This window comes from Gaoshiqia sp. US2 (assembly GCF_059705485.1).
Window position 1 is genome coordinate 3,189,199 of record NZ_AP048550.1, and the last position, 26,059, is coordinate 3,215,257.

Sequence of the window (26,059 nt, forward strand, 5' to 3'; positions counted from 1 at the left end):
CTAATCTAATTCGTCGTTGATTGGTTGAAAGACATCTTCCAACCTTTTTATTAGTTCGGCCAGCGAAATATGCAGGTGGATTTCTCCGGCCTCTGCCAACGAGATTTTTCCTCTTTCTTCGGAAATCACGATCGCGATGGCATCTGTTACTTCTGTAATCCCGAGGGCTGCCCGGTGCCGAAGTCCCAGTAAGGGATCGAGGTCGCGTTTTTCGGTAATTGGCATGATGCAGCGTGCTGCAGCGATACGGTTGCCAATGATGATTAGCGCACCGTCGTGCAGTGGCGTATTTTTAAAAAAAATAGTTTCGAGCAGAGCGTCGGAGATACGGGCATTAATTTTTTCACCGGTACGTACAAACTCCCGAAGCTCCGATTGTTGTGCAATAATAATCAATGCCCCGGTTTTAGTACGCGCCATATTTTCGCATGCTTTTACCAGCATTTTTAATTGCTGGTTGGTCACTGCCTTGTGTTTGTCAGACGAAAAAAGTTTATCCATACCAAACAGCCTGTTCACCTGGTTGTTACTGCCAATCAATAATAAAAAGCGGCGGATTTCCTGTTGAAAAACCACGATAAGCGCCAAAACACCAACTCCGATAAACTGCCCCATCAGGGTGTCAATCAATTCCATATTCAGCGCCCTGACCAGTAACCAGAAGAGGTAAATAACAAAAAGCCCGATAAAAATATTGAACGCTACGGTGCCTCGTATCAGCTTATATAACTGGTAAAGCAGGAAAGCTACCATGAAAATATCCAACAGGTCGAGAATGCGTATGGTGATAAATAAATTCATTTATTTGGCCACTTCCTTAATCTTTTTAAATAAGTTGACCGACTGTACGGCATCCCGAACATCGTGGACCCGCAAAATATCGGCTCCGCCAAGCAAGGCCATTGTATTGGCGGTAATTGTTCCTGCCAGTGCGTTTTCCGGATCGGTTTCGAGTAATTTGTAAACCATAGACTTTCGGCTAAGGCCTACTAACAGCGGCAATTGGAATACTTTAAAGGAATCCAGCTTGTTAAGCAGGTCATAATTATCATTCAGGCTTTTTCCAAAGCCAAACCCCGGGTCAATAATGACATCTCTCACGCCGGCTTTGGTGAGTTTTCGTACTTTTTCCGAAAAATATTTCGAAATATCTTTAATGATATCCTCATATTGCGGGTTGTCCTGCATGGTCCGCGGGGTTCCCTGAATGTGCATCAGGATATACGGAACGCCTAACTTGGCAATTGTGTCGAACATGTGCTCGTCAAAATTGCCGCCTGATATATCATTAACAATACATTCCCCGATTTCATCGATTACACGCAGGGCAACCCATGAGCGAAAAGTATCGACCGACAGGGGAATATCCGGGAAATGTTTCCGGATGGCGGTAACAGCAGGCAGCAAGCGGGTAAGTTCTTCTTTGGTTGAAACACTGTCGGAGCCAGGGCGGGTAGAAATGGCTCCAACATCAACAATATCAACTCCTTCTTCAATCATCTGCTCCACTCGTTTTAAAACGGCATCTTCGGTAACATATTTGCCTCCGTCGTAAAATGAGTCAGAACTCACATTTAAAATACCCATAACAAGCGGATCAGTCAGATCCAGTAACTTGCCGTTGAGTGATATTGTATTTTTACGTTTAAAGAACTTACTTGCCGAACCGGTGATTAACATAGATCATCAAGATTTGAGAAGTTAAACAATGCTTCTTACAAAAGTAAAATAATGCCGTCAAATTACACATTTAATTCCTATTTTTATGGCTGAATGCATCAACGAAATCAAGATGGAGCTACACGGCCGGGTGAAAAGGGATATCAAATATAGTGCACCGCAGAATTTAGCCGGTAACACAGTTGATTCTCGCCGTGCAGCTTACTTACCATAAAAGACTCAAATTAAACAAGCAATGGAAAAAACGATTCAGGAATATGATCATGTGATTAGCATTTGTCAGGATATTTTTACGAAAAAAATGAAAGATTACGGGACAGCCTGGCGGATTTTACGGACCAGTTCGCTGACCGATCAGATTTATATCAAAGCCCGGCGAATCCGTAATATCGAGATGACAGGCACGATGAAAGTAAAGGAAGACAGCCGTTCGGAATATATCGGTATCATCAATTACTGCATCATGGCGCTGATTCAACTGGAAAAGGGAACATCGGAGAAAGATGATCTGAGCCATGAGGAAACCCTGCAATTATACCTGAGTTGGTTTAATCAGGCGAAAGAGCTGATGCTGAATAAAAATCACGATTACGATGAGGCCTGGCGAAATATGCGGCTTAGCTCGGTGACCGACCTGATACTAATGAAAATCAGGCGAACCAAACAAATTGAAGACCATGCCGGACAAACACTTGTTTCGGAGGGAGTTGATGCAAATTACCTGGATATGATCAATTACGCTGTTTTTGCGTTAATTATGCTGGAGTTTTACAAATAAACAGAATTTGTTATGAAGCTATTTTGGCATATCGCCCGTATATTGCTGGGCCTGGTTTTTATTTTCTCCGGTTTTGTCAAAGGAATTGATCCCTGGGGATCGGCCTATAAGTTTACCGACTACTTCAGCGCATGGGGGATGGAAGGTTTCAGTGTTTTATCGCTTCCCCTGGGGATCTTGTTGTCGGCCACCGAGTTCATCACCGGCCTGGCTTTGATGACCAATGTTTTCATCCGGTTCTTTTCAACTGTTGCCCTGTTATTCATGTTTTTCTTCACCGGGCTCACCCTGGTTATTGCCATAAAAAATCCGGTTACCGATTGCGGTTGTTTTGGCGACGCCCTGGTGCTTACCAATTGGCAAACCTTCTATAAAAACATTGTTTTTCTGGCTTTTGCCGTTTTGGTATTCCGCTACCGCCATGAATTTGGCCCGGCAAAGCTTTTACTAATTCCGGCCATCCTGAGCGGGGCGACTGTTTTGGTGTTTGCCTACCTGGTTGATTATTCGTATAATCATTTGCCAATCATTGATTTTCGCCCGTATAAAGTGGGCGCTAATCTTATTGAAGGGATGAAGACACCCGAAGGAGCGCCTGTTGACGAATGGGCCAATATCATGTACTACAAAAACAAGACAACCGGAAAAACCGAAAAATTTAACCAGAATAATTATCCCTGGCAGGATAGTCTGACCTGGGAATTTGTATCGATGGATTCCAAACTGGTTAAAAAAGGTTATGAGCCGCCTATTCAGAACTTTACCATCGAAACGTCTTACGGCGAGGATATTAAGGATTTTTTCCTGTACGACGAAAACTACACCTTTATTTTGGTAGCCTACAATCTGGAGAAATCCAATAAGTCAAAAATCAATGAAATCAGGGAACTGTCTCAATACGCGATGAACGACGGGATGAATTTCATCGGGCTCAGTTCGACTACCTTTGATGAGGCAGAACAGTTTCTGCGGGTCTATGATTTACCTTTCGCGTTTTTTAACTGTGACGAAATTACGCTGAAAACCATGATTCGCTCCAATCCGGGGTTGTTTTTGGTAAAAAGAGGCACCATTTTATATAAATGGCATTACAACGATATCCCTTCGGTGGATGAATTTATTAAACACCGGGCCTATCTGGAAAAAACCGATCCATCCTGATAATATTAGGTTGTTTGACGATATATACAGCCAGTCGCGCGACTGGCTGTATTTTTTACAGACCGGCGTGTACCGGAAAATCAACTTGTCGAAGAAATTTGCTGGCAGCGCAACCAGCCCTTGACCTTTTGCATCTTCGAAAAAACAGATAGATGAAAACCTTAAATTTTGTATTTGCCTTCGTGATGATCAGCTTGTCCCTTCCGTCCTGCACGAAAGGCAAGGACGACTGTCATCAATCACCGGTTTGCGATCAGTTTGTTATTATTGATGGCGCTCAATATCTGACTGCTCCCGACGATCAGCTTACGATCGTCAGCGCTGAATTAACTGACGATTGTTTGAGAATCAAATTTGCATCAAGCGGATGCAGCGGAAGCAGCTGGAAGGTCAAATTGATCGATTCGGAAACAGTCCTGTATTCAGATCCGCCACAACGGAACTTAAGGTTGTCATTAAAAAATCAGGAATTGTGTGATGCGTATATTGGAAAAGAAATAACCTTTGATATCAGTGTGTTACGGGTGAATGGGAATCGGGTTTTACTGAATATTACCAATTCAGGGAGCCAGATTTTGTATGAATATTGATTCTGTTTTTTGCCGGATCAACAGAATGATGTGATTTGCCACAGCAAATGATCCATTTTTTCCATGCAGGTTTAAAAGCAGAGGCTATATCAAAAGTCTTTAATAGAGTCATCCTGTCCGGAAGTTGCCGGATCAGGATCTCAACCCCTTGAATGACAGACCCCGAAATAAATTTGGGGTGACCAGATTCTCAAAGATTAACGACTTTTGATATAGCCTCTAATTTTTTTCATCGTTTTATTGTTCGTCTTTTACGCAGCGAATCGAAAAAAGAATGAGTGGATTAGCGGTCGCCTGTTGACGGACAATTCTACCCGTACTGTTTGGAGGGTAGTATAATTCACGGGTAATAATCCCCTGGCTGGCATCCCCCGTTGAAGTCCAGAAGGTTGTTCCGTTTCCAAGGTGATTATAGGCAGCGTTCATTGCAAAACCGGCCGGAAGAGCGTTAAATCCGCTGGCATTATTCACTGTTGGAGAGGGAGTAGTCCAGTGTGCCGAACCTTGTTCCCGCATTTTGTCAGCAACAATATTCGAGAGGCCGTTGTTGTTTGCTTCTATTTCGGTCATACCCAGGTAAACCAGCAACTGGTTCCATTCTGCATCAGAGGGTAGGTGCCAACCTGCAGGGCAAACCTGCTGGGCAGCATTCCAGTTGTAAAGTACCCCGTACTCCCGGTAATTTTCGGTGTTTCCAGCTTCCGCTACATCTGTGCCGGTATATCCGTACACCTTAAACAGGGGTACATCGCCGGGTGTGTTGTTTACTGCCGGTAAGAGTGCCAGGTTTTCGGCCATCCATTCCTGTTGGCCGATTTTCACCGTCTTGTAGGTTTTATTGTCCCGGGGATCGGTAAAGCTTCCGGTGGTGATGGGTTCTGCCCAGTTGACGGGGTTGACGGTAAACCAGGATTCTTCGCTTTCGGTTGATTTATGCGCATCGTCCATCGAAGTGACTTTCCAGTAATAGGTTTCTCCATGCCTGAGCGGTGTGGTCAGGGTATAGGAAGTACCGGAAAGCGATGTGGCCAGGTAATTTCCGTATTGACCGGGTTTAGTTGCCAGCGAAACAGAATATGTAATTCTCTTCATTTCAGGATCGGTGGAAGCTTGCCAGCTTAGTGTGGGAGTTGGCGCCACCTGCGTCGCCCCTTCGGCCGGAGAGGTTAACATCGCAGCCGATGGAGCCTGGTTGAGTGTAAAGAAAAAGAAAACAGGTGATTCAATACGACTTCCGTCGTTCTTTTTTGCTGCAACTTTCCAATAGTAAATCTCACCCGCTGCCAGATTTGCCTGATAGGTGGAAGCCGTTTGATTCTCACTGACCAAACTAAACCGGTGGTTTCCCGCTGCATCATCGTCTCGCTGTTTGGCCAGGTAAACATCGAAAGTTAATCCGGTTGCCGGACTTGCTGTCCACGCGAAGGTGGCATTAAGGGGAACATCGTTCTGTACCATCGATGGAGAAGATAGTTCAATTGTCACCGGTCCGTCAGGAGTGGTTTTGATTGGGATGACCTGTTTGGAAATGGGTTTTGTCGCCGGCGTGAGGATTTTTTTGTTTGGTTGAATCTGTCCGGTAACCTGGCCCTGAAACAGACAACAGGTTGCCAGTAAGAGCCCGAAAACTTTGATTTGCCCTGAACGGCAAAAACGACTGAGGTTGTTGTTTTTCATTGGTTTTGTTTTAGTATGACATAAGGATGATGTAATTTACGAAAAAAAAAGAAACAGATGTTCATAATTTTAGCTTAACACATTACCTTAAACCTGCGGAAGGGAAACGAGGACGCTGTTTATTTTTCGTTTTTTTTGAGGAACCTTTAACAATCGCGGTTACACCGGTCGAATTCGGCGGGATTAGAAAAGAAAAAAAATCATCAACTTGCAGCGAAATCCTTTAAATACAGACAAAAAAAAATCCCCCGCCGGTAAGGTGAGAGAAAGGATTTTGGCGGGGGGTTAATATGAATGATTGATCAAAGTTATACAAATTTAGCCTGATTCAGATAGTTAAAGCTGAGTTCAACGCTTTCGAAGGGGTCGAGATCACGGAAACGATCTTGTTCCACAAAGAAATATTTCAGTCCGGCGGCCTCTTTTTCAGCAAAGATTTTTTCAAAATCGATTCGTCCATGGCCAACCGGCGCAAAGAACATATCGTCGGTGGTTACCATATCTTTTACATGCCACAATTCGAAACGTCCCGGGTATTTCCTGAAATAATCAACCGGATCGTACCCGCCCCGTGTGACCCAATACAGGTCGATCTCGTAAGTAACCAGCGCCGGGTCGGTTTGGTTGATTAACAGATCCATCGGGATTTGTCCTTCCATTTCTTCAAATTCGAAGGCATGGTTATGGTAGCCGAACTTTAAACCGTATTTTTGAGCAATCTCGCCCATTTTATTGAATTTTTCGGCCGTAGCTTTATAGCCATCCAGGTTTTCCCGCAGGTTATCGGGCAAATACGGGTAAATCAGGTATTCAACACCTGCTTTGGCCGCATCTTCGCTGACTTTTTCGGCGCCGTCCAATTCGTAAACCGTGTGCGAGGCGTGTAAGGTCATGCCCATACCTTTGGTTAACGATGCAAAGGCATCGGGAGCCATTCCGTAGAAGGTGCCGTCGTTCATGTTGTAACCGGCTGCTTCGAGCGAGTTGTAGCCAATTTGAGCCAGCTTTTCGAGTGTCGAATTCAAGCCGGCATTGATTTTATCACGTACAGTATACAGCTGTAAGCCAATAATTTTCGTCCCCGGTTGGCAGGAGATCAAGGACGGAATAAATACCGATCCGGCCGTAAATGCTGTTGCTGTCCTTAAGAAATCGCGACGATTGGTCATAGCTTGTCCGTTTAGTTATTAAATTTTGGGTATCTGTTTTTTTGTAAAATGATAAAAATAGTAAATAATTTAGAAAGCGGGAAGCTTCAGGTGTCTGGTGTTTATATTTTATTCTTAACGATTCAACTATTTTAAAAAGCCGCAATCATAATCGGTCAATGTAGAATTAAAATGATTCCAAATTAGCTGTCAATTAATAATAATTACGCAACGTTTTGGTTATATTACTCATCTATACAGACGTATATACCCGAATAAAATTAAAAAAAAATGAAGAGAATGAATTTGCTTTTAAGTGTCATCCTGGTCAGTGTTTTTTTTACGAGTTGTTTCAACGATGATGATGGCGACAAGGAAAAAATCGTTGAAATGACCATCTACGAAGAGACGGGCTATGGGGCAAGTGTATTGAGTGATATACTGACTGAACCGCTGCTGTTTTCCGACAGTGATGACACGCAAAAGCGAATGTTGGTTGACATCATGACTGAAGGATTTGATTTTGAGTATGAACGGGGCTATCAGTATATCCTGAACGTAAAAAAGATCTGGATGAAAGAACCTCCGCAGGATGTTTCTTCGGTGAAGTATGTATTCATCGGGCTTCTTTCGAAAAATAAAGTAATCACGGAAGATAGCGAAGAAGAAGTTGAACTTTTTGTGTCATCAGAGACCGTTAAGTTTATTCCAAGATATCCGGTTGAATATGAAGAAGCAGTAGGTGGCCAAACTCCGAAGATCTATGATGCTTTACATGTTAAAAAAATTGGAACAAATGACTGGATGGCGCTGACCGGGATCGAAGGATTTGATTTTGAGAGTGGCTACGAATACAGACTAAGCGTAAAAAAGATAACGCAGGCAGAGCCTTATTCCGTCAGATACATGTTACTTGCTGTTTTATCGAAAGAGATCGGCTAACATCCCGGAAGTACATCCATGAACCCTTCAAAGTCTCCAGGTGAATTTAAGAGCAAAAGGACCTTTTGACGTAAACTAAATCAAAAATCAAAAAGAATTTTAAAACCTTAACCGTACTTTTTCTGGTTTTTATGCTGGCATGCCGGAAGGACGACACAAAAAACGATGCAGTTTCGATTGTGAAAATGAACTTTGATTTTGGCGAAGTTACATTCCACGGAAATGAAGGCACCATCAATGCGCCTGTAAATACAGATTTAAAAAAATTAGTCCCCGCAATATATCTGTCCGAAGGGGCAGTCGTACATCCTCCGTCAAATGCGATCACCGATTTTACAACTCCGGTTGACTATATTGTCACATCGGAAGATGGGAAAAATGTGGCACATTATACGGTTTCTGTTTTTCTTCCAGTGGTGAAATTCATTGTTTTTGACTGCACAAACCGTTCAGCGGATCATCCAACGGCAGAATTAGCCCTTGGCGACAAAATCTCCATATACACCGATAAATCAGGACAGAAAGAACTTTTAGAAGAACTTACCACGGATGATAACGGGGAAGCTTTTTTATACGCTGACCGGGATCTGATATATTATTTTCGGACAGATCAAAACGGAGCTGTTGACCTGATTGACGGGTATGTGATAAATGGAATATTTGAAAGTCAGGCAGGTATCGACGTTTATCCACTACAAATTCAACCCTCTCAAATCGGCGATTTGAAGTTTTTGGATACCAATGCAGACGGCGTCGTTAACGAAGATGATCGGGTAGATTATCAAAGTATCCGGAATATCCCGGAGCCGGGTTTATATGAAATTAATGTATACATCGCAAGAGAATAAACGCCAGGTTACCGCGGGTGCCGGTTTCGACCATTCTTTCGGCCTAAGTTGAGGATTCATCGAAAATAAGACGGCCCAACGGTACGCAAGTCCTCGTTTTTCTGTGTATCTTCGTTCCCCCAAAATAAAACGCATGATGAGCCCCGAATTGATTCAACGGATAGCCGGATTGCTCAACCTGAGCCCGGTACAGGTAAAAAATACGATTGATTTGTTAGATGATGGCGCTACTGTGCCCTTTATTTCGCGTTACCGGAAAGAACGGACCGGCAGCCTGGATGAAGTGCAGGTGGGGCAGGTTAAGGATGAAAAGTCCAAATTGGAAGAATTGTTGAAGCGGAAAGAAACCATCCTGAACACCATCGAAGAACAAGGTCAGCTCAGTCCTGAATTAAAAAGCCGGATCGAAAACTGTTTTGATTCCACTGAACTGGAAGATATTTACTTGCCGTATAAACCCAAACGAAAAACCAAAGCGACCATCGCACGAGAAAAAGGTCTGGAGCCTTTGGCTAAAATCATGATGAAACAACAGGAACGGGATTTGGAAAGTCGCGCTCATGATTTTGTGAAAGACGAGGTAGAAACGGTGGAAGACGCGCTGTCGGGGGCCCGCGACATTGTGGCCGAGTGGGTTAACGAAAACGAAAAAGCCCGTAACATGGTACGCCGCGCTTTCGAAATCGGGGCGGTGGTTAAAAGTAAAGTGGTAAAGAACAAGGAAGAAGAAGGGGAGAAGTACCGTGATTATTTCGACTGGGAAGAAAGTCTGAAACGTTGCCCCTCGCACCGGCTGCTGGCGATGCGAAGAGGCGAAAACGAAGGCTTTTTACGCTTATCGGTCGCCCCCGATGACGAGGATATTCTGGAGCGGCTCGATCGTTATTTTGTACGTTCGGAAAACGAATGCGGACAGCAGGTAGCGCTGGCGGTGAAAGACAGCTATAAGCGCCTGCTGGCGCCTTCAATCGAAACTGAATTCGCCAATGCTGCCAAACAAAGAGCCGATCAGGAGGCGATTCGTGTGTTTGCCGAAAACCTGCGTCAGTTGCTGCTGGCTGCTCCGCTCGGACAAAAACGGGTGCTGGCCATCGATCCGGGTTACCGCACCGGCTGCAAGGTCGTGTGTCTCGATGCCCAGGGGAATTTACTGCACAATGAAACGATTTATCCGCATAAACCCCAGGAAGAAACCAAACAGGCTGCCCGGAAAATTAGCTCGTTGGTTGGCGCTTACCAAATTGAAGCGATTGCTATCGGTAATGGAACAGCCAGCCGCGAAACGGAACACTTCATCAAAAAGCTGCACTACGACCGCGATCTGAAAGTGTTCGTGGTCTCCGAAGACGGCGCTTCCATTTATTCGGCCTCCAAAGTGGCGCGCGACGAGTTTCCGCAATACGACGTTACCGTGCGCGGGGCGGTTTCGATTGGTCGCCGGCTGATGGATCCGCTGGCCGAATTGGTAAAAATTGATCCGAAATCAATTGGGGTGGGACAATATCAGCACGATGTTGATCAAAAACTCCTGAAAGAAAGCCTCGATACCGTTGTTGAATCGGCTGTGAATCTGGTTGGGGTCAATGTGAACACCGCTTCAAAACACCTGTTAACCTATATTTCGGGCCTGGGGCCACAATTGTCGCAAAATCTGGTTGATTACCGCAAAGAAAACGGGGCTTTTTCGTCGCGGAAAGATTTGCTGAAGGTTCCGAGGATGGGAGCAAAAGCCTTTGAACAGGCTGCCGGATTTCTGCGTATTCCCGATGCGAAAAATCCGCTCGACAATTCGGCTGTTCACCCCGAGTCCTATCATGTGGTGGAAAAAATGGCCAAAGACCTGCATTGTACTGTCGCCGAACTGATGGCCAACAAAAGCCTGCAGGAGCAAATTAAACTCGAAAGTTATGTGGATGGGGCGATTGGCCTTCCTACCTTAAAAGATATTCAGGCTGAACTGACTAAACCCGGCAGAGATCCGCGCAAGGGAATCAAGGTATTTGAATTTGCCGACGGTATCTTTAAAATCGAGGATTTACAGGTAGGCATGGTGTTGCCCGGAATCGTGACCAACTTAACCAAGTTTGGAGCCTTTGTTGATCTGGGAGTGAAACAGGACGGCCTGATCCACATATCACAACTGGCCGACCGTTTTATCAGCGACCCGAATGAAATCGTAAAGCTACATCAACATGTAAAGGTAAAAATAACCGAAGTTGATATCGCCCGAAAACGAATACAACTGAGTTTGAAAGATGTACCTCAGGAATAAAAATTTCAGATTAAAACCGAGAGACTTTACTTTTTAGGAATAACCAACCACAGAACCAGATATACCAGAATCCCTGGGAATCCGGCCGTGAAAAAACTTAAAGCCACATAAATGATCCGGACAATCAGCGGATCCATGTCGAAGTATTCGGCAAATCCACCCAACACCCCGGCGATGATTTTTTTGTCTGATCGTTTGATTCTTCTGGGTTCCGGTAATTGGTTCATAATTATCCTAAATTAATCGTCTTCTCCTTCATCTTCAGCATAAAGGTTATCCTGATTTTCAAATTCATCATCCAGAAAGGTCTCTGCATCCTCAAGTAAGGCCTGGATTAATTCTTTTGATGCCGGGGCTTCGCTGATCCAATGAACGTGCTGGTTAGACCAAAAGTCCTCAATATCACTTTCAACAATAAATTTGGGTTCTTCGGTGTGAACAACAAAAATAGTATCCGGGCATTCCTGCGAATTGTCAGCTAATAAGAATTTTGGCAGCATAATGGTTTTGTTTAATCGTTTGAAACAAAAATAGGGAAAAACAAATTCATAAAGCCGAAATTAGACTGAATTTTAAGTAAAATTTTTTTTTGAATGGCAGATTATTAAAACTTGGTGATATCATTAAATAATTTTAAGGAAAATAACGTTTAAATTTTAAGGAGAAAAAACTTAATGCTATTTTAGGCAATGAAACGGGCAGCTTGCTATTCCTTTCAACAGGATTTGAATGCAAAATTCTAAAAATACAAATAAGATATGGGAAATTTGAAAACGACATCCGGCAGGATTTTTTACGGATGGGAGTATCTTTATTTTTTGATTGCTGCCGTGGTAACTGTTCTTGCTTTTTTCCCTTCTTACTTCAAGCGTTTAGCGGATACCGACGGTGCAAATCATTTGCATGGGAGCACTGCTGCTTTGTGGATACTTTTACTCGTCATTCAACCTTTTTAAATAAACTTATGAACAAATTAAACGAGGTACTATCGGTAATTGACGGGTATATTGGAGGAAGCGACTGGTTCGTATACCTGCTGCTGGGTACCGGTTTATTTTTTACGCTTTATCTTAAATTTCCGCAGTTTCGCTACTTAAAACATGCTGTCCGTATTGTTCGGGGAAAATTTGACCGGGAGGGCGATGTCGGCGACACTTCTCACTTTCAGGCCTTAACAACGGCTCTTTCGGGTACCGTTGGCACCGGAAATATTGCCGGGGTTGCCCTGGCGATCCATTTGGGAGGGCCGGCGGCTTTGTTTTGGATGCTGGTAACAGCCCTGCTGGGGATGACCACCAAATTCGTGGAGGTGACGCTGTCGCATAAATACCGCGAAAAAACCGATGACGGCACCATGGCCGGCGGGCCGATGTATTATATGCGAAACCGGCTGAACCTGAGATGGCTGGCGGTAATTTTCGCCATAGCCACTGTGTTTTCGTCTTTTGGCACCGGGAGCCTGCCACAGATTAATTCTATATCGAACTCGGTTTTTGCCACATTCGGCGTCAATAAAGTGCTCACCGGGGCAGTACTGGCCTTGCTGTTGGGGTTTGTCATTATCGGCGGTATTAAGCGCATTGCCAAAGTGACTTCGCGGCTGGTACCCATCATGGCCCTGATCTATTTTATCGGAGCTTTGTTCGTCATCATCTATAATTACGAAAATATTATTCCTTCGCTGATCGCTGTTTTCCGGGATGTTTTTACCGGAACAGCTGCCGTGGGAGGATTTTTGGGCGCAGGTTTTGCCTTTGCATTTAATCGCGGGGTAAACCGCGGATTGTTCTCAAACGAAGCCGGGCAGGGTTCGGCCCCGATTGCCCACGCTGCTGCCCGCGCCCACGAACCGGTTTCTGAAGGCCTCGTGGCTTTGCTCGAGCCGTTTATCGATACCATTATCATTTGTATGCTCACGGGTATGGTGATTCTCTCATCCGGGGTGTGGACCGAAAAACTGGATAATCGCTTCCAAAATGCTGACCTGACGATCTTGTCGTCGTATTACAACGAACAAGATCCGGAGGACAAGCAAAAACTCCATGATTTTCTGCTCGGTCATGAACACATACAAGCGTACTCGGGAGAACTCGAGGTGGTTGATGGTCAGATTCGGAATCACCTGACAATTCTGCATGCCCGTTCGGTTGCTGAAAACGTGAAGGTTTTATCGGGGGAAAAACCATTTTCAGGGAAAGTGACGATCAGGAATGGGATACCTGCGAATAATGCACAGGTGGTATTAACCGGAAAGTCGCTGACCCACAGCGCTCCGCTCACTACCGAAGCCTTTACCAAAAGCTGGCTGGGCAGTTATGGGAGATATATTGTGGCCATTGGATTGTTGCTGTTTGCTTTTTCAACAGCAATCTCCTGGTCGTATTACGGCGACAGGGCCATGACTTTTTTGTTTGGCTCAAAAAGTGTGTTTTATTACCGCTTGGTGTATGTTATTTGCTTCTTTTTTGCTTCTTTTACCGATACCACGATCATTTGGACATTGTCGGGAGTTACCATTGCCCTGATGACCGTTCCAAACCTAATCGGTATTTTGTTGTTAAGAAAGGAAATGAAGTCGGAAGTGAAAAGCTTTTGGAAAGAATACGCCGAACGTTTTCCGGGTGAAAAAGTACCGGTTGATTAGAAAAAACAATAAACGATAATTAACCCTTACATGTTAGCAGAACCTGATTATTCGAACTTAAGCCTGTTAATTGTCGACGACAGCCCGATCAACCACCGGGTGGTGACGTTGTCGCTTCGGGGAAAATTTAAGGAAATTGACAGCGCGTACAATGGTCTGGAAGCCTTTGAAAAATATAAACAAAAGCCTTTCGACCTTATTTTAATGGATGCCATTATGCCGGTCATGAATGGTTTTGAGTCGACGATTGTTATCCGGGTGTACGAAAAGGAACAAGGATTTGAAAAGAAATCAAAAATAATTGCCATGACGGCCAGCGATGGAGACGGAGAAGTTGAACAATGCCTGAGCGCCGGGATGGATGCTTTTCTTGGAAAACCCTTTGTCGTTTCACAATTTCTCAAGATTCTTGAAGAAATACTTTAAGCATTGGCATAAAACGCCGCTTCTTTCTATTTTTGCTCCGGCAAAAAACAACTATGACAAAAATTTATCCTGAAAATTTCGAAACAAAAATCGGTTTCGACCGAATCCGGGAACTCTTAAAAGGCTCTTGTCTCAGCTCCCTGGGAAAAGACAAGGTAGACGATATCGCCTTTATGACCCATCCCGGCGAAATCGGGTTTGAGCTGTCGGCAACCTGGGAATTTTCAAGATTGATCATCGAAACCGATCATTTTCCGACGAATTTTTATTATGATCTTCGGCCGGCGCTTGCCAAAATAAAAACTGAAGGCCGTTTTCTGGAAGTGAACGAGTTATTTGACTTAAAAAGGTCGCTCGAAACGATTATCGCCATTGTTCGTTTTCTCAATAATTTAAAAGAAGAAGTTTACCCGACGTTAAAAAAAATACCGGAACACGTGCAGGTATTTCCGTACATTAAAGATCGGATTGACCAGATTTTGTCGCCCTACGGAAAAGTGAAAGACCAGGCATCGCCCGAGTTGGGGCGCATCCGCAGGGATTTGCTGGCCCGGCAAAACAGTGTGTCCAAACGCCTGCACAGTATCTTAAAACAGGCCCAAAAAGACGGGCTGGTCGAAGACGATGCCACCATCTCGATCCGCGACGGCCGGCCGGTTATCCCGATTTCGTCGGGAGTAAAACGCAGGCTGAACGGGATTGTTCACGATGAATCGGCGACCGGAAAAACAGCTTATGTGGAGCCTGCCGAAGTAGTGGAAATGAACAATGAGATCAGGGAACTTGAGTATGCCGAAAAGCGCGAAATCGTTAAAATCCTGATAGAAATTTCGAATGATATCCGTCCGTATTTACCCGCTTTAAACGAACAGTATGAATTTTTGGGGACGATTGACCTGATCCGTTCAAAAGCCTTGTTGGCTAACCGGATGGGAGGCATCAGGCCGGTTTTTGACCCGGAAGGACAGTTGTTTTGGAATAAAGCAATCCATCCTTTGCTGAAGTTTAACCTGGAAAAGGAAAAGCGTACGGTTGTTCCGCTGGATATTCAGTTGAGCCTGAAAAATCACCTGTTACTTATTTCGGGACCAAATGCCGGGGGAAAGTCGGTTTGCCTGAAAACGGTGGGACTGCTGCAATACATGTTGCAGTGCGGTTTGCTGATCCCGGTTGACGAAACCAGCCGGGCCTGCATTTTCGATCGGATTTTTATCGATATCGGCGACGAGCAGTCGATTGAAAACGATTTGAGCACGTATAGTTCGCATTTGATGAACATGAAGTTCTTTTTGAGATATGCGAACAACAGGACCCTGGTTTTGATTGATGAATTTGGTACCGGCACCGAACCCATGCTGGGCGGCGCCATTGCCGAGGCCATTCTCGACCAGTTAAACCAGCTTGGCGCTTTTGGCGTGATCACGACCCACTATACCAACCTGAAACATTTTGCCTCGTCGGCCGAGGGCATCGAAAACGGGGCCATGATGTACGATTCGCACCGGATGGAGCCTTTGTTTCAGCTCCAGATTGGCAAACCGGGCAGTTCGTTTGCCTTCGAGATTGCCCGCAAGATCGGGATGCCCGAGATCATTTTACAGGAAGCTACCAATAAAATTGGGAAAGATCACATCAATTTTGATAAACATTTGCGCGATATTTTGCGCGACAAGCGTTATTGGGAGTCCAAACGACAGCGTATCCGGCAGGTTGAAAAAACGCTGGATGAAATTTCTTCGAAATACGAAACCGATCTGAAAAAACTGAATGAGCAGCGCAAACAGATTATCGAAGAAGCGAAATCGGAAGCCGGAAAGATCCTGTCGGAAGCCAACAAACAAGTAGAAAATACCATCCGCGAAATCAGGGAAAGTCAGGCCGAAAAGGAGAAAACAAAGGCTATTCGCAAGCGCCTGGAGACCTTTAAAGAGGAAGTCGTCAGGAGCGATGCGGAAGCGGATGACTGGATCAAACGCAAAATGGAGAAGCTGAAGCAAAAGCAGCAAAAGCAGAAAGAAAAGAAAGTTGTTCCGGCAGAAAAGAAACTGGCAGAGCCTAAGGAAAAGAAGGACCTGACCATTGGCGACAAAGTAAAAATTGAAGGGCAAAGCACAATTGGCGAGATCCTGGAAGTAGGAGAGAAGTCGGTGATTGTGGCTTTTGGGCAGCTGCGTACCTCGGTGAATCGTGAAAAGCTCACTTGGTTGAGCAGCAACGAGGCGAAACGCGAGATGCGCGGGCTCAATCAAACAAAGGCCAACATCAACAAAAATATTTCGGAGCGCAAGCTTACTTTTAAACCCGACATCGACATCCGAGGGCAGCGGGCCGAAGAGGCCATTACAAACATCCAGGCGTTTATCGATGAAGCGATCATGTTGGATGTTCACGAGTTGCGCATTCTGCATGGTAAAGGGAATGGCATATTGAAAGAAGTGATCCGCAGTTTCCTGAAATCAGATCCGGTGGTTCGTTCGTTCCGCGACGAACACGTCCAGTTTGGCGGCGCCGGAATTACCATTGTCGAGTTGGGCTAAAATAAACCAGATCCCCCTTTTCAGGTACTGCATTTATAGCATCCATGAGCCCCTTGTTGTCGATACAATAATTCAGCGAATCAACAATCAGATGTTTGTAAACCGGTCGGGTAAACAAATCAATCCATTCTACAACCGTCAACGTTAGGCAGTAAACATAGCCTGGTGATATTTTTTGCGTATTCCCATAGGCGTGAAGGTATAAATTCTTTGGCTTATGTGGATTATAAATCCAGTGTTAAAAGGTCAGGATTGCAAATCCTGACCAGTCATTCCAGCTTTCGACATATCAGGAAGAGCGGGAGGCTGCAGCGATTAAAAAATCCCGTCTGCCTGACGGGATTTCATTCATTGGTTTTAATAGAAATCAGCGATGGGCGATTGGATCCGGATTTCCGTCGGGGTCGCCCGACACGGTTCCGTCGGTATTCACGGTGCCCAGCAATAACAGACCGGCAACATGCGGGGCGGCCATGGAGGTTCCGCTCAGGGTGGCATAACCGCCGTCTTTATAGGTTGAATAAATGCTCACGCCTGGTGCGCAGAAGTCGACCGGTGGATTGCCGTAATTCGAGAAATAGGCAAAAACATCGCTGCTGTTCATGGCCGAAATGGTGTAAACGTGGGGTCCGTTTGCCCTGGCAGGAGAATGGTTGTTTGCATCGTCCGACTCGTTTCCGGCAGCAAGTGAAAATTGAATACCGGTCGCGGCAGCTGCAATAACCGCGTTATCCAGGGTAGTTGAAACTCCTCCTCCCAGGCTCATATTGGCCACATCGCCCGGAGAACCATTGGCAGCAACGAAATCGATGCCGGCAATTACTCCCGAGAAAGTTCCGCTACCTCTCCGGTTTAATACTTTTACCGGAATTACTGTTGCTCCGGCAGCGACGCCAATAACTCCCAACGAATTGTTTGTCGCAGCAATGGTGCCGGCAACATGCGAGCCATGCCCGTTCAAATCATCAATGGTCTTATCGGTTGAGAAATTTGCTCCGCGCGAAGCATCCACGTTCAGGTCGGGATGGTCGGTGTCGATGCCGGTATCAATTATCCAGGCTGTTTTTTCGACTCCGCTTTGTCCGCCGCCAACACGGGAAATTCCCCACGGAATGGTTTGCGGGGGAGGCGTCGTACCGGCAGGTTTTACTGAAATTTGAATCGGGCTGAGCATAACAAGCTGATCTTCCTCAATGTGGATGATCACACCGTCGGCTGCCAGTTTTTTAAACTGACCCGGAGGAATCTTCACCGAGAAACCGGTTATGGCTGTAGAATATACAAAACCAATTTCACTGTCGGTAATGCCGTTTCGTTTAAAAATTTTTTCAACTGTGGCCTGTACTTTTTCATTCCGTTTCGCATAGTCTTTCACTGAAACAAGTTCCTGGTTCAGCTCCGGTACATGGATACGGACAATGTAGCTCATTTTGTTCAAGTTCGCAGATTTCAGGACGAGACTTAAATCTGAATCTGTTTCTACTTCTTCAAGGATGGGCGATTGGCACGATTGGATTGCCGTAAAGATCATCACCACCAGAAAAAGTCTTGCGATTTGGGAAAAGGTTTTTAATGGCATAAGTACAATTTAATTTTAAATGTTAAGATAAGATACGATTACACCCATACAATTGTTTGTCAGCCGTCATAAAATTCTCGCGAAAAGGAAAAACTTATTACTTTTGCAGCAATTAAAATAAGTATATGACTGACGATGGTTTAAATCCGCTGGTCTATTCCAGAGATATAATCGAATTTGTTACTGTTGCCAATGAATATTGCCGGTTTGTTGAGAACGCAGGTTCGGAGAACACGCGGGAGGTGCTGGGTAAAATCCAGAAAATACTTCCTTTGCTGTACCTGAAAGCCAGTGTTCTGCCCGAATTTGACAGTACAGAGGAGCTTGGGCTGGAAAAATATGTGACCGAGGTGGATTATAACTTTTTGCAGCAGCGGATCATGAATTTGCTGGGGGAGCACGATGATTACCAGGAAATTTTTGATCCGGAAATGCAGTTCAGTGATGTACCCTTAACCTCCAGTATTTCGGAAAACCTGGCCGATATTTACCAGGATCTGAAAGATTTCATTATGCTTTACCGTACAGGCGATGAGTTGGTTATGCAGGAAGCACTTTGGGAATGCCTGAATAATTTTAGAAATTACTGGGGACAAAAACTGGTGAATGGTCTTCGGGCGATTCATGCGCTTATTTACAGTCAGATTGACTTTAATCAGGAGGTTAAATTGAGCCATGAAGAGGATGAAGAAAATACAAAGCCGGATTGGTTGAATAATCTATTTAATAACCAGATTGATTAATACAGATGTTTCAGGAAAGTATTACCAAAGAACAGTTAGATGAATTGCCATTAAAAGCATTTGACGGGGAAATTATTCTGGTTGATCATCTCTCCTCGCTCAAATTGGCGGTGGCCAGTTTGTCGGAAGCAGATGTTCTGGGGTTCGATACTGAAACAAAACCTTCGTTTAAACGCGGACAGGTGAATAAGGTGGCTTTGCTTCAATTGTCAACCGATAAAAAAGCGTATCTGTTCCGAATAAACCGGATGGGATTACCTGCCGAACTGAAATCGCTCTTTTCGAATCCCGGGATATTAAAGGTGGGCGTTGCCATTCGCGACGACATTAAAACATTGCAGCGTATCAGTCATTTTAAACCAGCCGGTTTCGTTGAACTTCAGGACGAAGTAAAAGATTATGGCATCCACGATTTCAGCCTGAAAAAAATAGCCGGAATAGTGCTGGGCATACGCATTTCAAAATCACAGAGGTTAACTAACTGGGAAGCCGACGAATTAACCGACGCTCAGCAACTCTATGCTGCAACCGACGCCTGGGTTTCCTATGAAATATTCCATTCTTTAGCCGCCGCGCAATCATGACAAACAAAATGACCAACCTGGTTCTGAAACCTGGTAAAGAACAATCGCTTCAGCGTTTTCACCCCTGGGTCTTTTCCGGGGCTATCAGAAAAATCGAAGGAGAAGTTCAGGAGGGCGATTTGGTAAGGGTACTTTCCAATGACCGGAGTTTTCTGGGAATCGGCCATTACCAGATTGGTTCGATTGCTGTGCGGATTGTTACTTTTACCGACGAGCCAATTGATTCGGCTTTCTGGAAACAAAAACTTTCGGAGGCCCTTCGGGTCAGGACGTCGCTGGGATTGTTCGGGAGCGCCAATACCACAGTTTTTCGGCTCGTACATGGCGAAGGTGACGGTATGCCCGGATTGATTGTCGATTTTTATAATGGAACTGCCGTATTTCAGTTTCATTCCATCGGCATGTATCTGATCCGGACCGAACTGGCCGCTTTGCTGAAAGAATTGTTGGGTAACCAACTTCAGGCGGTTTACGACAAAAGCGACAAGACCTTGCCGTTTAAAGCGGATATTGAGCCGGAGAATGGTTATTTGCTGGGTGAATCAGCTCCGACTATTGTGAAAGAATACGGGCATGCTTTTCAGGTTGATTGGGTGGAAGGTCAAAAAACCGGTTTTTTTATCGATCAACGCGAAAACCGTCGCCTGGTGAAAACGTATGCGCAAAACCGCGATGTGTTGAATATGTTTTGTTACAGTGGCGGTTTTTCATTTTACGCCATGAGTGGCGGAGCGCGTTTGGTCCATTCGGTGGATGCTTCGACCAAGGCCATTGAACTGACGAACCGGAATGTACAACTTAATTTTGACAACGATCCGCGACACGAAGCCTATGTGGCTGATGCCTTTGAGTTTATGCGTGATATGAAAGACAAGTACGACCTGATTATCCTTGATCCGCCGGCTTTTGCCAAACACCGCAATGCGCTGCATCAGGCTTTGCAGGCCTATAAACGACTAAATGCCAAAGCCTTTGAGCAAATTCGTTCCGGAGGTATTGTATTTACGTTCAGTTGTTCGCAGGTGGTGACAAAAGAAAAATTCAGGGAGGCCGTTTTCTCAGGGGCCGCAATTTCAGGCCGGAAAGTCCGCATTTTACATCAACTAAACCAACCGGCTGATCACCCGATCAACATCTACCATCCGGAGGGCGAGTACCTGAAGGGCCTCGTGTTGTATGTTGAATAAGCGTAAAGATCAGACTTTTGCGTCATCTTTCCATCATAAAACCAACTTAAAAAATAACAAGGAAAGCACTTGCCAAATCAAAACAATCTTTAATTTTGTATAGAGCGGTGGTGTAATGACTTGTAATATTTTACGTGAAAAGGGCCTGCCTTCCATGTTAATTGACTTACCAATCATGACCATCTCGTTGATTTAATGAATGGCAGGATCTTAGCTTTTAGGTTTCAGTGATTCTCTCATTTTCAACAGATAAATCTCCGGTCCGAAATTCAACGATTCTGCCAACTGTGTACTTAAATTTTTTATTTAATTCTTATCCTTTTATTTATGAACATTTATGTAGGTAATTTAAACTACAACCTCAAAGAAAGCGACTTGGAGGAATTGTTTTCACAATTTGGAGAAGTAATTTCTGTAAAGATTGTAAAAGACCAGGAAACCGGACGAGCCAAAGGGTTTGGTTTCGTTGAAATGGCTGATGACAGTGAAGGCGCCCAGGCAATTGAAAAATTAGACGGCGCTGATGTGCGTGGCAGGAACATCAAAGTAAATCAGGCAAATCCAAAACAGCAAAGAGGTAGCAGACCGGAGAGAAACGATCGGTTTCAGAAACCGCAACAACGCCGCTCTCAGCAACGACCATCGCAACGGCGGGAGCATTACTGATAAGTAAGTAAAACTTAGAACTGAAACAGCTTGCTGCTTTCAGGTACTCCGAATTGAACCGGACGTTTAGTCAAACAAAATATGGTTCGCCGGGAATTTCCGGGCGGACCTTTTTGCTTTAAAACTGATCGGCAATCATGGTGCAAACCAATTCCAGAAACTTCCGGTCAATCGGTTTGAACGGGGCAGGAGAGTGGCTGTCGATATCCAGCTCGGCCACAAATTCCCCGTTTCTTAAAACAGGTACCACAATCTCCGACTGCACGTCAATACTACATGAAATGTAGTTATCTTCCTGGCTGACATCCTGAACAACGATGGTTTGTTTTTTTTCGGCCACCTGCCCGCAGATGCCTTTTCCTACAGGAATGCGGGTGTGTTCGGTTGGTTTACCAACATAAGGGCCAAGAATTAATTCGCCGTTTTCGAGCTTGTAAAAACCAACCCAGTCGTAGTGGTAGATGTTCTCTTTCAGTAATTTGCATACTCTGAGCAACAAGTCAGACGGCCTTTCTGCAGCTAATGCTCTGATTTCTTCCAGGGTTTTATCAAATATTTTTTCCATTTTCTAATTTAGTTGAAAAGCGAAAATAGCAGGTATTCCCGAAATTATTAAATGACTCCTTATTTAATAACCATCTGGTGACCGTGGGTAATTTTCTCGCAATACCTGCACTTTAAGGCCAGAGGTTCTTTGTTAATCACTTTAAATGAGGTCACAACTGCTTCGTTGTTTGTAATACATTTCGGGTTGAAACACTTCACGATACCGATGACTTGTTCCGGTATTTCAACCGATCGTTTCTCAACTACTTCGTAATCGCGAATGATATTCAGTTTGGCATGGGGCGAAATCAACGCGATTTTGTTAATGTCGTCGTCTTTGAAAAATTGGTTCGACACCTTGATGATTGCCTTGCTTTTCAATTTGTCGCTGTCCAGGTTTGCTCCAAACGTGATCATGTTCGGTGTTTTGTCCAACTCAAGGATCGATATTACCTTGAACAGGTTTTCGGAAGTGATGTGGTCAATCACGGTTCCTTCGCTGATGGCGCTGACTTTTAACTTGAGTTTCTTTTTTTTCGAATCTTTCATGGTGTCTGCTATTTTAAGTTCAGGGTATGGGCAATGATGGCTTCGCGGGTAAATACGCCGTTACGGGCCTGTTCAAAATAATAGGCTTTTTCATTTTTATCCACATCAGGATGGATTTCGTTTACTCGTGGCAGCGGATGCAGAATACGCATGTTGGGCTTGGTGTTTTTCAACATGTTGTTTCTCAGGATGTAAACATTTTTAACCTGTTCATATTCAATCGGGTCGGAAAAACGTTCTTTTTGTACCCGGGTCATATAAACAATATCCGCTTCGGAAATAATATCGGTGAACTCGCGGTGTTCGAAGTAACGGATTCCTTTTTCGCGGAGGAAAATCTTATATTCTTCGGGCATTTGCAGTTCTTCGGGCGCGATAAAGTTGAAAATCGGGTTTTCAAATTGCGACATCGCCATCAGCAACGAATGAACTGTTCGTCCGTAACGCAGGTCACCCACCATGAAGATATTCTGGTTGTCCAGTGTTCCTTGTGTTTTGATGATCGAATACATATCAAGCAAGGTTTGCGTAGGGTGCTGATTGGCTCCGTCGCCTGCATTGATAATGGGAATATCCGATATTTCAGCCGCATAGCGGGCGCTGCCTTCGTGTGGATGACGCATCACAATCAGGTCGGCATAGTTGGATACCATCCTGATGGTGTCGTGCAGGGTTTCTCCTTTTGAAACACTGGAAGAGTTGGAGTCGGAGAAGCCGATGATCCGGCCACCAAGCCGGTTAATGGCTGTTTCGAAACTTAACCGGGTACGCGTAGAAGGTTCGAAGAACAAGGTGGCCACCACTTTCCCTTCGAGAAGTTTTTGATTCGGGTTCTCCTCAAACTCGGCAGCCAGTTGCATGATCCGAAGATATTCTTCTTTCGAATAATCAGTGATTGAAATTAAATCTTTCTTCATTTATGGTGTTTTTTTGAGATGTGACCTGAGGACAAAAAAAAACCAACAGAATTAAAAATGACTGTTGGTTTTTTTACCGGCATACTGCCTGATAAATGATTTAATTTGAATAACGCATTGTTATCCTTATATCCGGTGTTTTGGGAAAAACTTCTCCCGTGAGTTAACTCATCAGGGGAAGGGAAACGATATCGAATTAGTGCACCTTTCATCAAAACTCAAAGTTAATAGCTGTAAGCTGTAATAAATAGGATACAGAACATGATTTATTACCGACTTATGAACAACATGGCATCATTCAATTAGTTGGACGACGACGCCTTCAATTTTTTTAAACGACTGAAACAATCGTTCTGATCCACTTTTCCGGATGAACGTTTTGATTTTACAGCGTAAATCAAATTCATTTTTTAGTTGAGGCAGGTTTTCATCTTTAAAAATTTTCATCACCTTGTTCATATTCAGGTAATCAAATTCAACCCAAAACGAAACTTCAACCAGTTTCTTAACGATCTCGGCATGATTCAGGGCATCGGCGGCCGCTTCCCGGTAAGCATGAATCAAGCCGCTGACACCAAGCAAGGTTCCGCCAAAATAGCGAACAACCACGATCAGCACGTTGGTCAGGTTGAACCGCTGAATTTGTCCAAGGATTGGCTTTCCTGCCGTTGACGAGGGTTCGCCATCGTCGTTTGCGCGGAAAAGGTTTTTTTCGGCGCCCAATTGCCAGGCATAACAATGGTGGCGGGCCGAGAAATGTTCTTTCTTCAGATCTTGAATCAGTTGCTTGATTTCATCTTCCGTCTCAACCGGATAGGCATAGGCCAGAAACCGACTTCCTTTGTCCTTAAACAGTCCTTCTGCAGATTTTGCTATGGTCAGATAAGAATCGGTCATGTTTACGGGCTCATGAAAAAGGCAGATCAACTGACCTGCCCTGGTGTGTCTTACATTTTTAGTTTCTTTTCGATCTCGTCGACAAACAGCCGGAAATTTTTGTCGGTTTCGATGAGGTTGTTTACGGTTTTACAGGCATGCAGCACCGTCGCATGATCTTTTTTTCCGATTTGAGAGCCGATGGAGGCCAGCGAAGATTTGGTCATATTTTTTGAAAAATACATCGCCAGTTGCCTGGCCTGAACAATCTCGCGTTTTCTTGTTTTCGTCTGCAAATGATCAACCGATAAGTTGAAATAATCGCATACCACTTTTGATATATAGTCGATCGATAATTCGCGTTTCGAACTTTTAACCAGTTTTGTGATCATTTCACTGGCCAATTCGATGGTAATCTCCTTTTTATTCAGGGTGGATTGCGCCAACAGCGAAACCAGCGCTCCTTCCAGTTCACGGACATTGTTGTTGATGTGTGACGCGATGTATTCCAATACTTCGTCACTGATTTCAATGCCGTCCTTATAAATTTTTCGTTTCAGAATTTCCATCCGGGTTTCAAAATCAGGCGCCTGTAAATCGGCCGTCAATCCCCATTTAAAGCGGGACAGCAGACGTTGTTCCATTCCTTTTAACTCAATTGGCGGCTTATCGGATGTTAAGATCAATTGTTTTCCACTTTGGTGTAAGTGGTTGAAGATATGGAAAAAGGTTTCCTGAGTTTTCTCTTTGCCTGCAAATTCCTGAACATCATCGAGAATAAGCACATCAATCATTTGATAGAAGTGAAGAAAATCATTCCGGTTATTGTTCCGGGTTGCCTCTGTAAATTGAGTTTGAAATTTATTGGCATTTACGTACAAAACAACCTTGTCAGGGAATCTTTCTTTCACCTCGATACCAATCGCATGAGCCAGATGTGTTTTACCCAGGCCGGAATTGCCGTAAACCATTAATGGATTAAAAGCTGTTCCTCCCGGATTCTGAGAGACGGCATAACCGGCGCTCCGCGCCAGTCGGTTACATTCTCCTTCAACAAAGTTTTCGAAGGTGTTGTCCGGTCTCAGTTGCGGATCGACATGCAGTTTCTGAATTCCGGGAATAATAAAGGGATTTTTTATAGAGGGCTTTCCCTCTGTTTTTAAAGGGACCGTAAGTGGTTTGTTCTGAATTTTAGTGTTGTTGTTTGTCGGGTACTTCACGGTGTAGGGCTGCGAGTTGGCCTGGTTGTTTCCCATAACAACGACATACTCAAGCTTGGCGTCCTGACCTACTTCCTTACGTAATGTTTTTCTCAACAAATCAATGTATTGCTCTTCAAGATACTCGTAAAAAAACGGACTCGGCACCTGAATCGTCAAAACCTGATTATCGATCTTTAACGGCATGATTGGTTCAAACCACGTCTTAAAGCTAATTGCAGGAACATTGTCGCGTATTACCGAAAGACAACGATTCCATACAGCAAGATGATTGTTACTCATTTTGAACAGTAGGATTTTAAAAAATTCGACAAAAACTTCCCTGTTATTTTTCCCGAAAGCAAAAGTGTTTAAAAAAAAAGTATAAAAAAAATGAAAATAGCCTTGACTTTTTAGAAATAATTATAACGGGTTTATGAGTCAGGCACTTAATCTTTTGATTTTTTTATATGTTCTATAATTAACTGATAATCAATTAATTGACATTAT

26 protein-coding genes are annotated in these 26,059 nt (G+C 44.3%); 14 read left to right on the top strand and 12 right to left on the bottom strand.

Annotation, left to right across the window (positions count from 1 at the left end; genetic code table 11):
• Together cdaA and folP are read right to left on the bottom strand one after the other, a co-directional pair.
• Positions 1 to 801 (bottom strand): diadenylate cyclase CdaA, encoded by an 801-nt coding sequence (gene cdaA / locus AC6H3C_RS12740; RefSeq protein WP_497515752.1) that lies wholly within the window; start codon positions 799 to 801, stop codon positions 1 to 3.
• Positions 802 to 1,680 carry a dihydropteroate synthase gene (folP, locus tag AC6H3C_RS12745; protein WP_497515754.1) on the bottom strand — a complete coding sequence of 293 codons (879 nt, stop codon included), beginning with the start codon at positions 1,678 to 1,680 and terminating at the stop codon, positions 802 to 804.
• Positions 1,681 to 1,915: 235 nt separating this feature from the next.
• Between folP and AC6H3C_RS12750 the strand changes: the two genes are divergently transcribed.
• From AC6H3C_RS12750 to AC6H3C_RS12760, 3 genes are all read left to right on the top strand, one after another.
• Positions 1,916 to 2,458 carry a DUF1599 domain-containing protein gene (locus AC6H3C_RS12750; protein ID WP_497515755.1) on the top strand — a complete coding sequence of 181 codons (543 nt, stop codon included), beginning with the start codon at positions 1,916 to 1,918 and terminating at the stop codon, positions 2,456 to 2,458.
• 12 nt (positions 2,459 to 2,470) lie between these two features.
• On the top strand, positions 2,471 to 3,619 hold the full coding sequence (locus AC6H3C_RS12755) for a BT_3928 family protein (RefSeq protein WP_497515756.1): 1,149 nt from the start codon (positions 2,471 to 2,473) through the stop codon (positions 3,617 to 3,619).
• A gap of 152 nt (positions 3,620 to 3,771) precedes the next feature.
• A complete protein-coding gene (locus AC6H3C_RS12760) occupies positions 3,772 to 4,209 on the top strand; it encodes a hypothetical protein (RefSeq protein WP_497515757.1) in 438 nt (145 codons plus the stop codon).
• A 237-nt stretch (positions 4,210 to 4,446) separates the two neighbouring features.
• Here the strand turns inward: AC6H3C_RS12760 and AC6H3C_RS12765 are convergent, their stop codons facing one another.
• Both AC6H3C_RS12765 and AC6H3C_RS12770 read right to left on the bottom strand, forming a co-directional pair.
• Positions 4,447 to 5,886 carry an FISUMP domain-containing protein gene (locus tag AC6H3C_RS12765; protein ID WP_497515759.1) on the bottom strand — a complete coding sequence of 480 codons (1,440 nt, stop codon included), beginning with the start codon at positions 5,884 to 5,886 and terminating at the stop codon, positions 4,447 to 4,449.
• Positions 5,887 to 6,194: 308 nt separating this feature from the next.
• Positions 6,195 to 7,055, bottom strand: a complete 861-nt coding sequence (locus AC6H3C_RS12770) for a sugar phosphate isomerase/epimerase family protein (protein ID WP_497515760.1) — start codon at positions 7,053 to 7,055, stop codon at positions 6,195 to 6,197.
• A gap of 270 nt (positions 7,056 to 7,325) precedes the next feature.
• Here AC6H3C_RS12770 and AC6H3C_RS12775 point away from each other — a divergent pair, with 270 nt between their 5' ends.
• The 3 genes from AC6H3C_RS12775 (at position 7,326) to AC6H3C_RS12785 (ending at position 11,096) form a co-directional block, all read left to right on the top strand.
• Positions 7,326 to 7,976 carry a DUF4377 domain-containing protein gene (locus AC6H3C_RS12775; RefSeq protein ID WP_497515761.1) on the top strand — a complete coding sequence of 217 codons (651 nt, stop codon included), beginning with the start codon at positions 7,326 to 7,328 and terminating at the stop codon, positions 7,974 to 7,976.
• Between the two features lie 185 nt (positions 7,977 to 8,161).
• Positions 8,162 to 8,824, top strand: a complete 663-nt coding sequence (locus AC6H3C_RS12780; protein WP_497515763.1) for an SGBP N-terminal domain-containing protein — start codon at positions 8,162 to 8,164, stop codon at positions 8,822 to 8,824.
• Between the two features lie 133 nt (positions 8,825 to 8,957).
• A complete protein-coding gene (locus AC6H3C_RS12785; RefSeq protein ID WP_497515765.1) occupies positions 8,958 to 11,096 on the top strand; it encodes a Tex family protein in 2,139 nt (712 codons plus the stop codon).
• Positions 11,097 to 11,122: 26 nt separating this feature from the next.
• Here AC6H3C_RS12785 and AC6H3C_RS12790 read toward each other — a convergent pair whose 3' ends face one another.
• Positions 11,123 to 11,323 (bottom strand): PspC domain-containing protein, encoded by a 201-nt coding sequence (locus tag AC6H3C_RS12790; protein ID WP_497515766.1) that lies wholly within the window; start codon positions 11,321 to 11,323, stop codon positions 11,123 to 11,125.
• Positions 11,324 to 11,335: 12 nt separating this feature from the next.
• On the bottom strand, positions 11,336 to 11,596 hold the full coding sequence (locus tag AC6H3C_RS12795; RefSeq protein ID WP_497515767.1) for a DUF8828 family protein: 261 nt from the start codon (positions 11,594 to 11,596) through the stop codon (positions 11,336 to 11,338).
• Between the two features lie 258 nt (positions 11,597 to 11,854).
• Here AC6H3C_RS12795 and AC6H3C_RS12800 point away from each other — a divergent pair, with 258 nt between their 5' ends.
• The 4 genes from AC6H3C_RS12800 to AC6H3C_RS12815 are packed head-to-tail and all read left to right on the top strand — an operon-like array spanning position 11,855 to position 16,703.
• On the top strand, positions 11,855 to 12,052 hold the full coding sequence (locus AC6H3C_RS12800) for a hypothetical protein (RefSeq protein WP_497515768.1): 198 nt from the start codon (positions 11,855 to 11,857) through the stop codon (positions 12,050 to 12,052).
• A gap of 8 nt (positions 12,053 to 12,060) precedes the next feature.
• Complete coding sequence (locus tag AC6H3C_RS12805; RefSeq protein WP_497515769.1) at positions 12,061 to 13,740, top strand: alanine/glycine:cation symporter family protein; 1,680 nt, start codon at positions 12,061 to 12,063, stop codon at positions 13,738 to 13,740.
• A gap of 30 nt (positions 13,741 to 13,770) precedes the next feature.
• A complete protein-coding gene (locus AC6H3C_RS12810) occupies positions 13,771 to 14,166 on the top strand; it encodes a response regulator (protein WP_497515770.1) in 396 nt (131 codons plus the stop codon).
• Between the two features lie 53 nt (positions 14,167 to 14,219).
• The gene (locus AC6H3C_RS12815; RefSeq protein WP_497515771.1) at positions 14,220 to 16,703 is read left to right on the top strand and encodes an endonuclease MutS2; all 2,484 of its coding nucleotides are present in this window, start codon (positions 14,220 to 14,222) and stop codon (positions 16,701 to 16,703) included.
• Positions 16,704 to 17,070: 367 nt separating this feature from the next.
• Here the strand turns inward: AC6H3C_RS12815 and AC6H3C_RS12820 are convergent, their stop codons facing one another.
• Positions 17,071 to 18,282 carry a S8 family peptidase gene (locus AC6H3C_RS12820; RefSeq protein WP_497515772.1) on the bottom strand — a complete coding sequence of 404 codons (1,212 nt, stop codon included), beginning with the start codon at positions 18,280 to 18,282 and terminating at the stop codon, positions 17,071 to 17,073.
• 125 nt (positions 18,283 to 18,407) lie between these two features.
• Between AC6H3C_RS12820 and AC6H3C_RS12825 the strand changes: the two genes are divergently transcribed.
• From AC6H3C_RS12825 to rbp, 4 genes are all read left to right on the top strand, one after another.
• A complete protein-coding gene (locus tag AC6H3C_RS12825; RefSeq protein ID WP_497515773.1) occupies positions 18,408 to 19,025 on the top strand; it encodes a DUF5063 domain-containing protein in 618 nt (205 codons plus the stop codon).
• 5 nt (positions 19,026 to 19,030) lie between these two features.
• Positions 19,031 to 19,609, top strand: a complete 579-nt coding sequence (locus AC6H3C_RS12830; protein ID WP_497515774.1) for a 3'-5' exonuclease — start codon at positions 19,031 to 19,033, stop codon at positions 19,607 to 19,609.
• Entirely contained in the window at positions 19,606 to 20,796 is a 1,191-nt protein-coding gene (locus tag AC6H3C_RS12835) for a class I SAM-dependent rRNA methyltransferase (RefSeq protein ID WP_497515775.1), read from the top strand. The genes AC6H3C_RS12830 and AC6H3C_RS12835 overlap by 4 nt, the downstream gene beginning before the upstream one ends.
• A gap of 327 nt (positions 20,797 to 21,123) precedes the next feature.
• On the top strand, positions 21,124 to 21,462 hold the full coding sequence (gene rbp, locus AC6H3C_RS12840) for an RNA-binding regulator (RefSeq protein ID WP_497515776.1): 339 nt from the start codon (positions 21,124 to 21,126) through the stop codon (positions 21,460 to 21,462).
• Between the two features lie 118 nt (positions 21,463 to 21,580).
• Here rbp and AC6H3C_RS12845 read toward each other — a convergent pair whose 3' ends face one another.
• The 5 genes from AC6H3C_RS12845 to dnaA form a co-directional block, all read right to left on the bottom strand.
• Entirely contained in the window at positions 21,581 to 22,027 is a 447-nt protein-coding gene (locus AC6H3C_RS12845) for a GAF domain-containing protein (RefSeq protein ID WP_497515777.1), read from the bottom strand.
• Between the two features lie 59 nt (positions 22,028 to 22,086).
• Positions 22,087 to 22,557 carry an aspartate carbamoyltransferase regulatory subunit gene (gene pyrI, locus AC6H3C_RS12850; protein WP_497515778.1) on the bottom strand — a complete coding sequence of 157 codons (471 nt, stop codon included), beginning with the start codon at positions 22,555 to 22,557 and terminating at the stop codon, positions 22,087 to 22,089.
• An 8-nt stretch (positions 22,558 to 22,565) separates the two neighbouring features.
• The gene (pyrB, locus tag AC6H3C_RS12855) at positions 22,566 to 23,474 is read right to left on the bottom strand and encodes an aspartate carbamoyltransferase (RefSeq protein WP_497515779.1); all 909 of its coding nucleotides are present in this window, start codon (positions 23,472 to 23,474) and stop codon (positions 22,566 to 22,568) included.
• 294 nt (positions 23,475 to 23,768) lie between these two features.
• Positions 23,769 to 24,371 carry an IMPACT family protein gene (locus AC6H3C_RS12860; protein WP_497515780.1) on the bottom strand — a complete coding sequence of 201 codons (603 nt, stop codon included), beginning with the start codon at positions 24,369 to 24,371 and terminating at the stop codon, positions 23,769 to 23,771.
• Positions 24,372 to 24,421: 50 nt separating this feature from the next.
• A complete protein-coding gene (gene dnaA, locus AC6H3C_RS12865; RefSeq protein WP_497515781.1) occupies positions 24,422 to 25,852 on the bottom strand; it encodes a chromosomal replication initiator protein DnaA in 1,431 nt (476 codons plus the stop codon).
• Positions 25,853 to 26,059 lie beyond the last annotated feature (207 nt).

What these genes read in the sequence shown, in the direction of transcription:
- cdaA (WP_497515752.1), bottom strand. Translation starts at nt 801, where the DNA reads ATGAATTTATTTATCACCATACGCATTCTCGACCTGTTGGATATTTTC.
- folP (WP_497515754.1), bottom strand. Translation starts at nt 1,680, where the DNA reads ATGTTAATCACCGGTTCGGCAAGTAAGTTCTTTAAACGTAAAAATACA.
- AC6H3C_RS12750 (WP_497515755.1), top strand. Translation starts at nt 1,916, where the DNA reads ATGGAAAAAACGATTCAGGAATATGATCATGTGATTAGCATTTGTCAG.
- AC6H3C_RS12755 (WP_497515756.1), top strand. Translation starts at nt 2,471, where the DNA reads ATGAAGCTATTTTGGCATATCGCCCGTATATTGCTGGGCCTGGTTTTT.
- AC6H3C_RS12760 (WP_497515757.1), top strand. Translation starts at nt 3,772, where the DNA reads ATGAAAACCTTAAATTTTGTATTTGCCTTCGTGATGATCAGCTTGTCC.
- AC6H3C_RS12765 (WP_497515759.1), bottom strand. Translation starts at nt 5,886, where the DNA reads ATGAAAAACAACAACCTCAGTCGTTTTTGCCGTTCAGGGCAAATCAAA.
- AC6H3C_RS12770 (WP_497515760.1), bottom strand. Translation starts at nt 7,055, where the DNA reads ATGACCAATCGTCGCGATTTCTTAAGGACAGCAACAGCATTTACGGCC.
- AC6H3C_RS12775 (WP_497515761.1), top strand. Translation starts at nt 7,326, where the DNA reads ATGAAGAGAATGAATTTGCTTTTAAGTGTCATCCTGGTCAGTGTTTTT.
- AC6H3C_RS12780 (WP_497515763.1), top strand. Translation starts at nt 8,162, where the DNA reads ATGAACTTTGATTTTGGCGAAGTTACATTCCACGGAAATGAAGGCACC.
- AC6H3C_RS12785 (WP_497515765.1), top strand. Translation starts at nt 8,958, where the DNA reads ATGATGAGCCCCGAATTGATTCAACGGATAGCCGGATTGCTCAACCTG.
- AC6H3C_RS12790 (WP_497515766.1), bottom strand. Translation starts at nt 11,323, where the DNA reads ATGAACCAATTACCGGAACCCAGAAGAATCAAACGATCAGACAAAAAA.
- AC6H3C_RS12795 (WP_497515767.1), bottom strand. Translation starts at nt 11,596, where the DNA reads ATGCTGCCAAAATTCTTATTAGCTGACAATTCGCAGGAATGCCCGGAT.
- AC6H3C_RS12800 (WP_497515768.1), top strand. Translation starts at nt 11,855, where the DNA reads ATGGGAAATTTGAAAACGACATCCGGCAGGATTTTTTACGGATGGGAG.
- AC6H3C_RS12805 (WP_497515769.1), top strand. Translation starts at nt 12,061, where the DNA reads ATGAACAAATTAAACGAGGTACTATCGGTAATTGACGGGTATATTGGA.
- AC6H3C_RS12810 (WP_497515770.1), top strand. Translation starts at nt 13,771, where the DNA reads ATGTTAGCAGAACCTGATTATTCGAACTTAAGCCTGTTAATTGTCGAC.
- AC6H3C_RS12815 (WP_497515771.1), top strand. Translation starts at nt 14,220, where the DNA reads ATGACAAAAATTTATCCTGAAAATTTCGAAACAAAAATCGGTTTCGAC.
- AC6H3C_RS12820 (WP_497515772.1), bottom strand. Translation starts at nt 18,282, where the DNA reads ATGCCATTAAAAACCTTTTCCCAAATCGCAAGACTTTTTCTGGTGGTG.
- AC6H3C_RS12825 (WP_497515773.1), top strand. Translation starts at nt 18,408, where the DNA reads ATGACTGACGATGGTTTAAATCCGCTGGTCTATTCCAGAGATATAATC.
- AC6H3C_RS12830 (WP_497515774.1), top strand. Translation starts at nt 19,031, where the DNA reads ATGTTTCAGGAAAGTATTACCAAAGAACAGTTAGATGAATTGCCATTA.
- AC6H3C_RS12835 (WP_497515775.1), top strand. Translation starts at nt 19,606, where the DNA reads ATGACAAACAAAATGACCAACCTGGTTCTGAAACCTGGTAAAGAACAA.
- rbp (WP_497515776.1), top strand. Translation starts at nt 21,124, where the DNA reads ATGAACATTTATGTAGGTAATTTAAACTACAACCTCAAAGAAAGCGAC.
- AC6H3C_RS12845 (WP_497515777.1), bottom strand. Translation starts at nt 22,027, where the DNA reads ATGGAAAAAATATTTGATAAAACCCTGGAAGAAATCAGAGCATTAGCT.
- pyrI (WP_497515778.1), bottom strand. Translation starts at nt 22,557, where the DNA reads ATGAAAGATTCGAAAAAAAAGAAACTCAAGTTAAAAGTCAGCGCCATC.
- pyrB (WP_497515779.1), bottom strand. Translation starts at nt 23,474, where the DNA reads ATGAAGAAAGATTTAATTTCAATCACTGATTATTCGAAAGAAGAATAT.
- AC6H3C_RS12860 (WP_497515780.1), bottom strand. Translation starts at nt 24,371, where the DNA reads ATGACCGATTCTTATCTGACCATAGCAAAATCTGCAGAAGGACTGTTT.
- dnaA (WP_497515781.1), bottom strand. Translation starts at nt 25,852, where the DNA reads ATGAGTAACAATCATCTTGCTGTATGGAATCGTTGTCTTTCGGTAATA.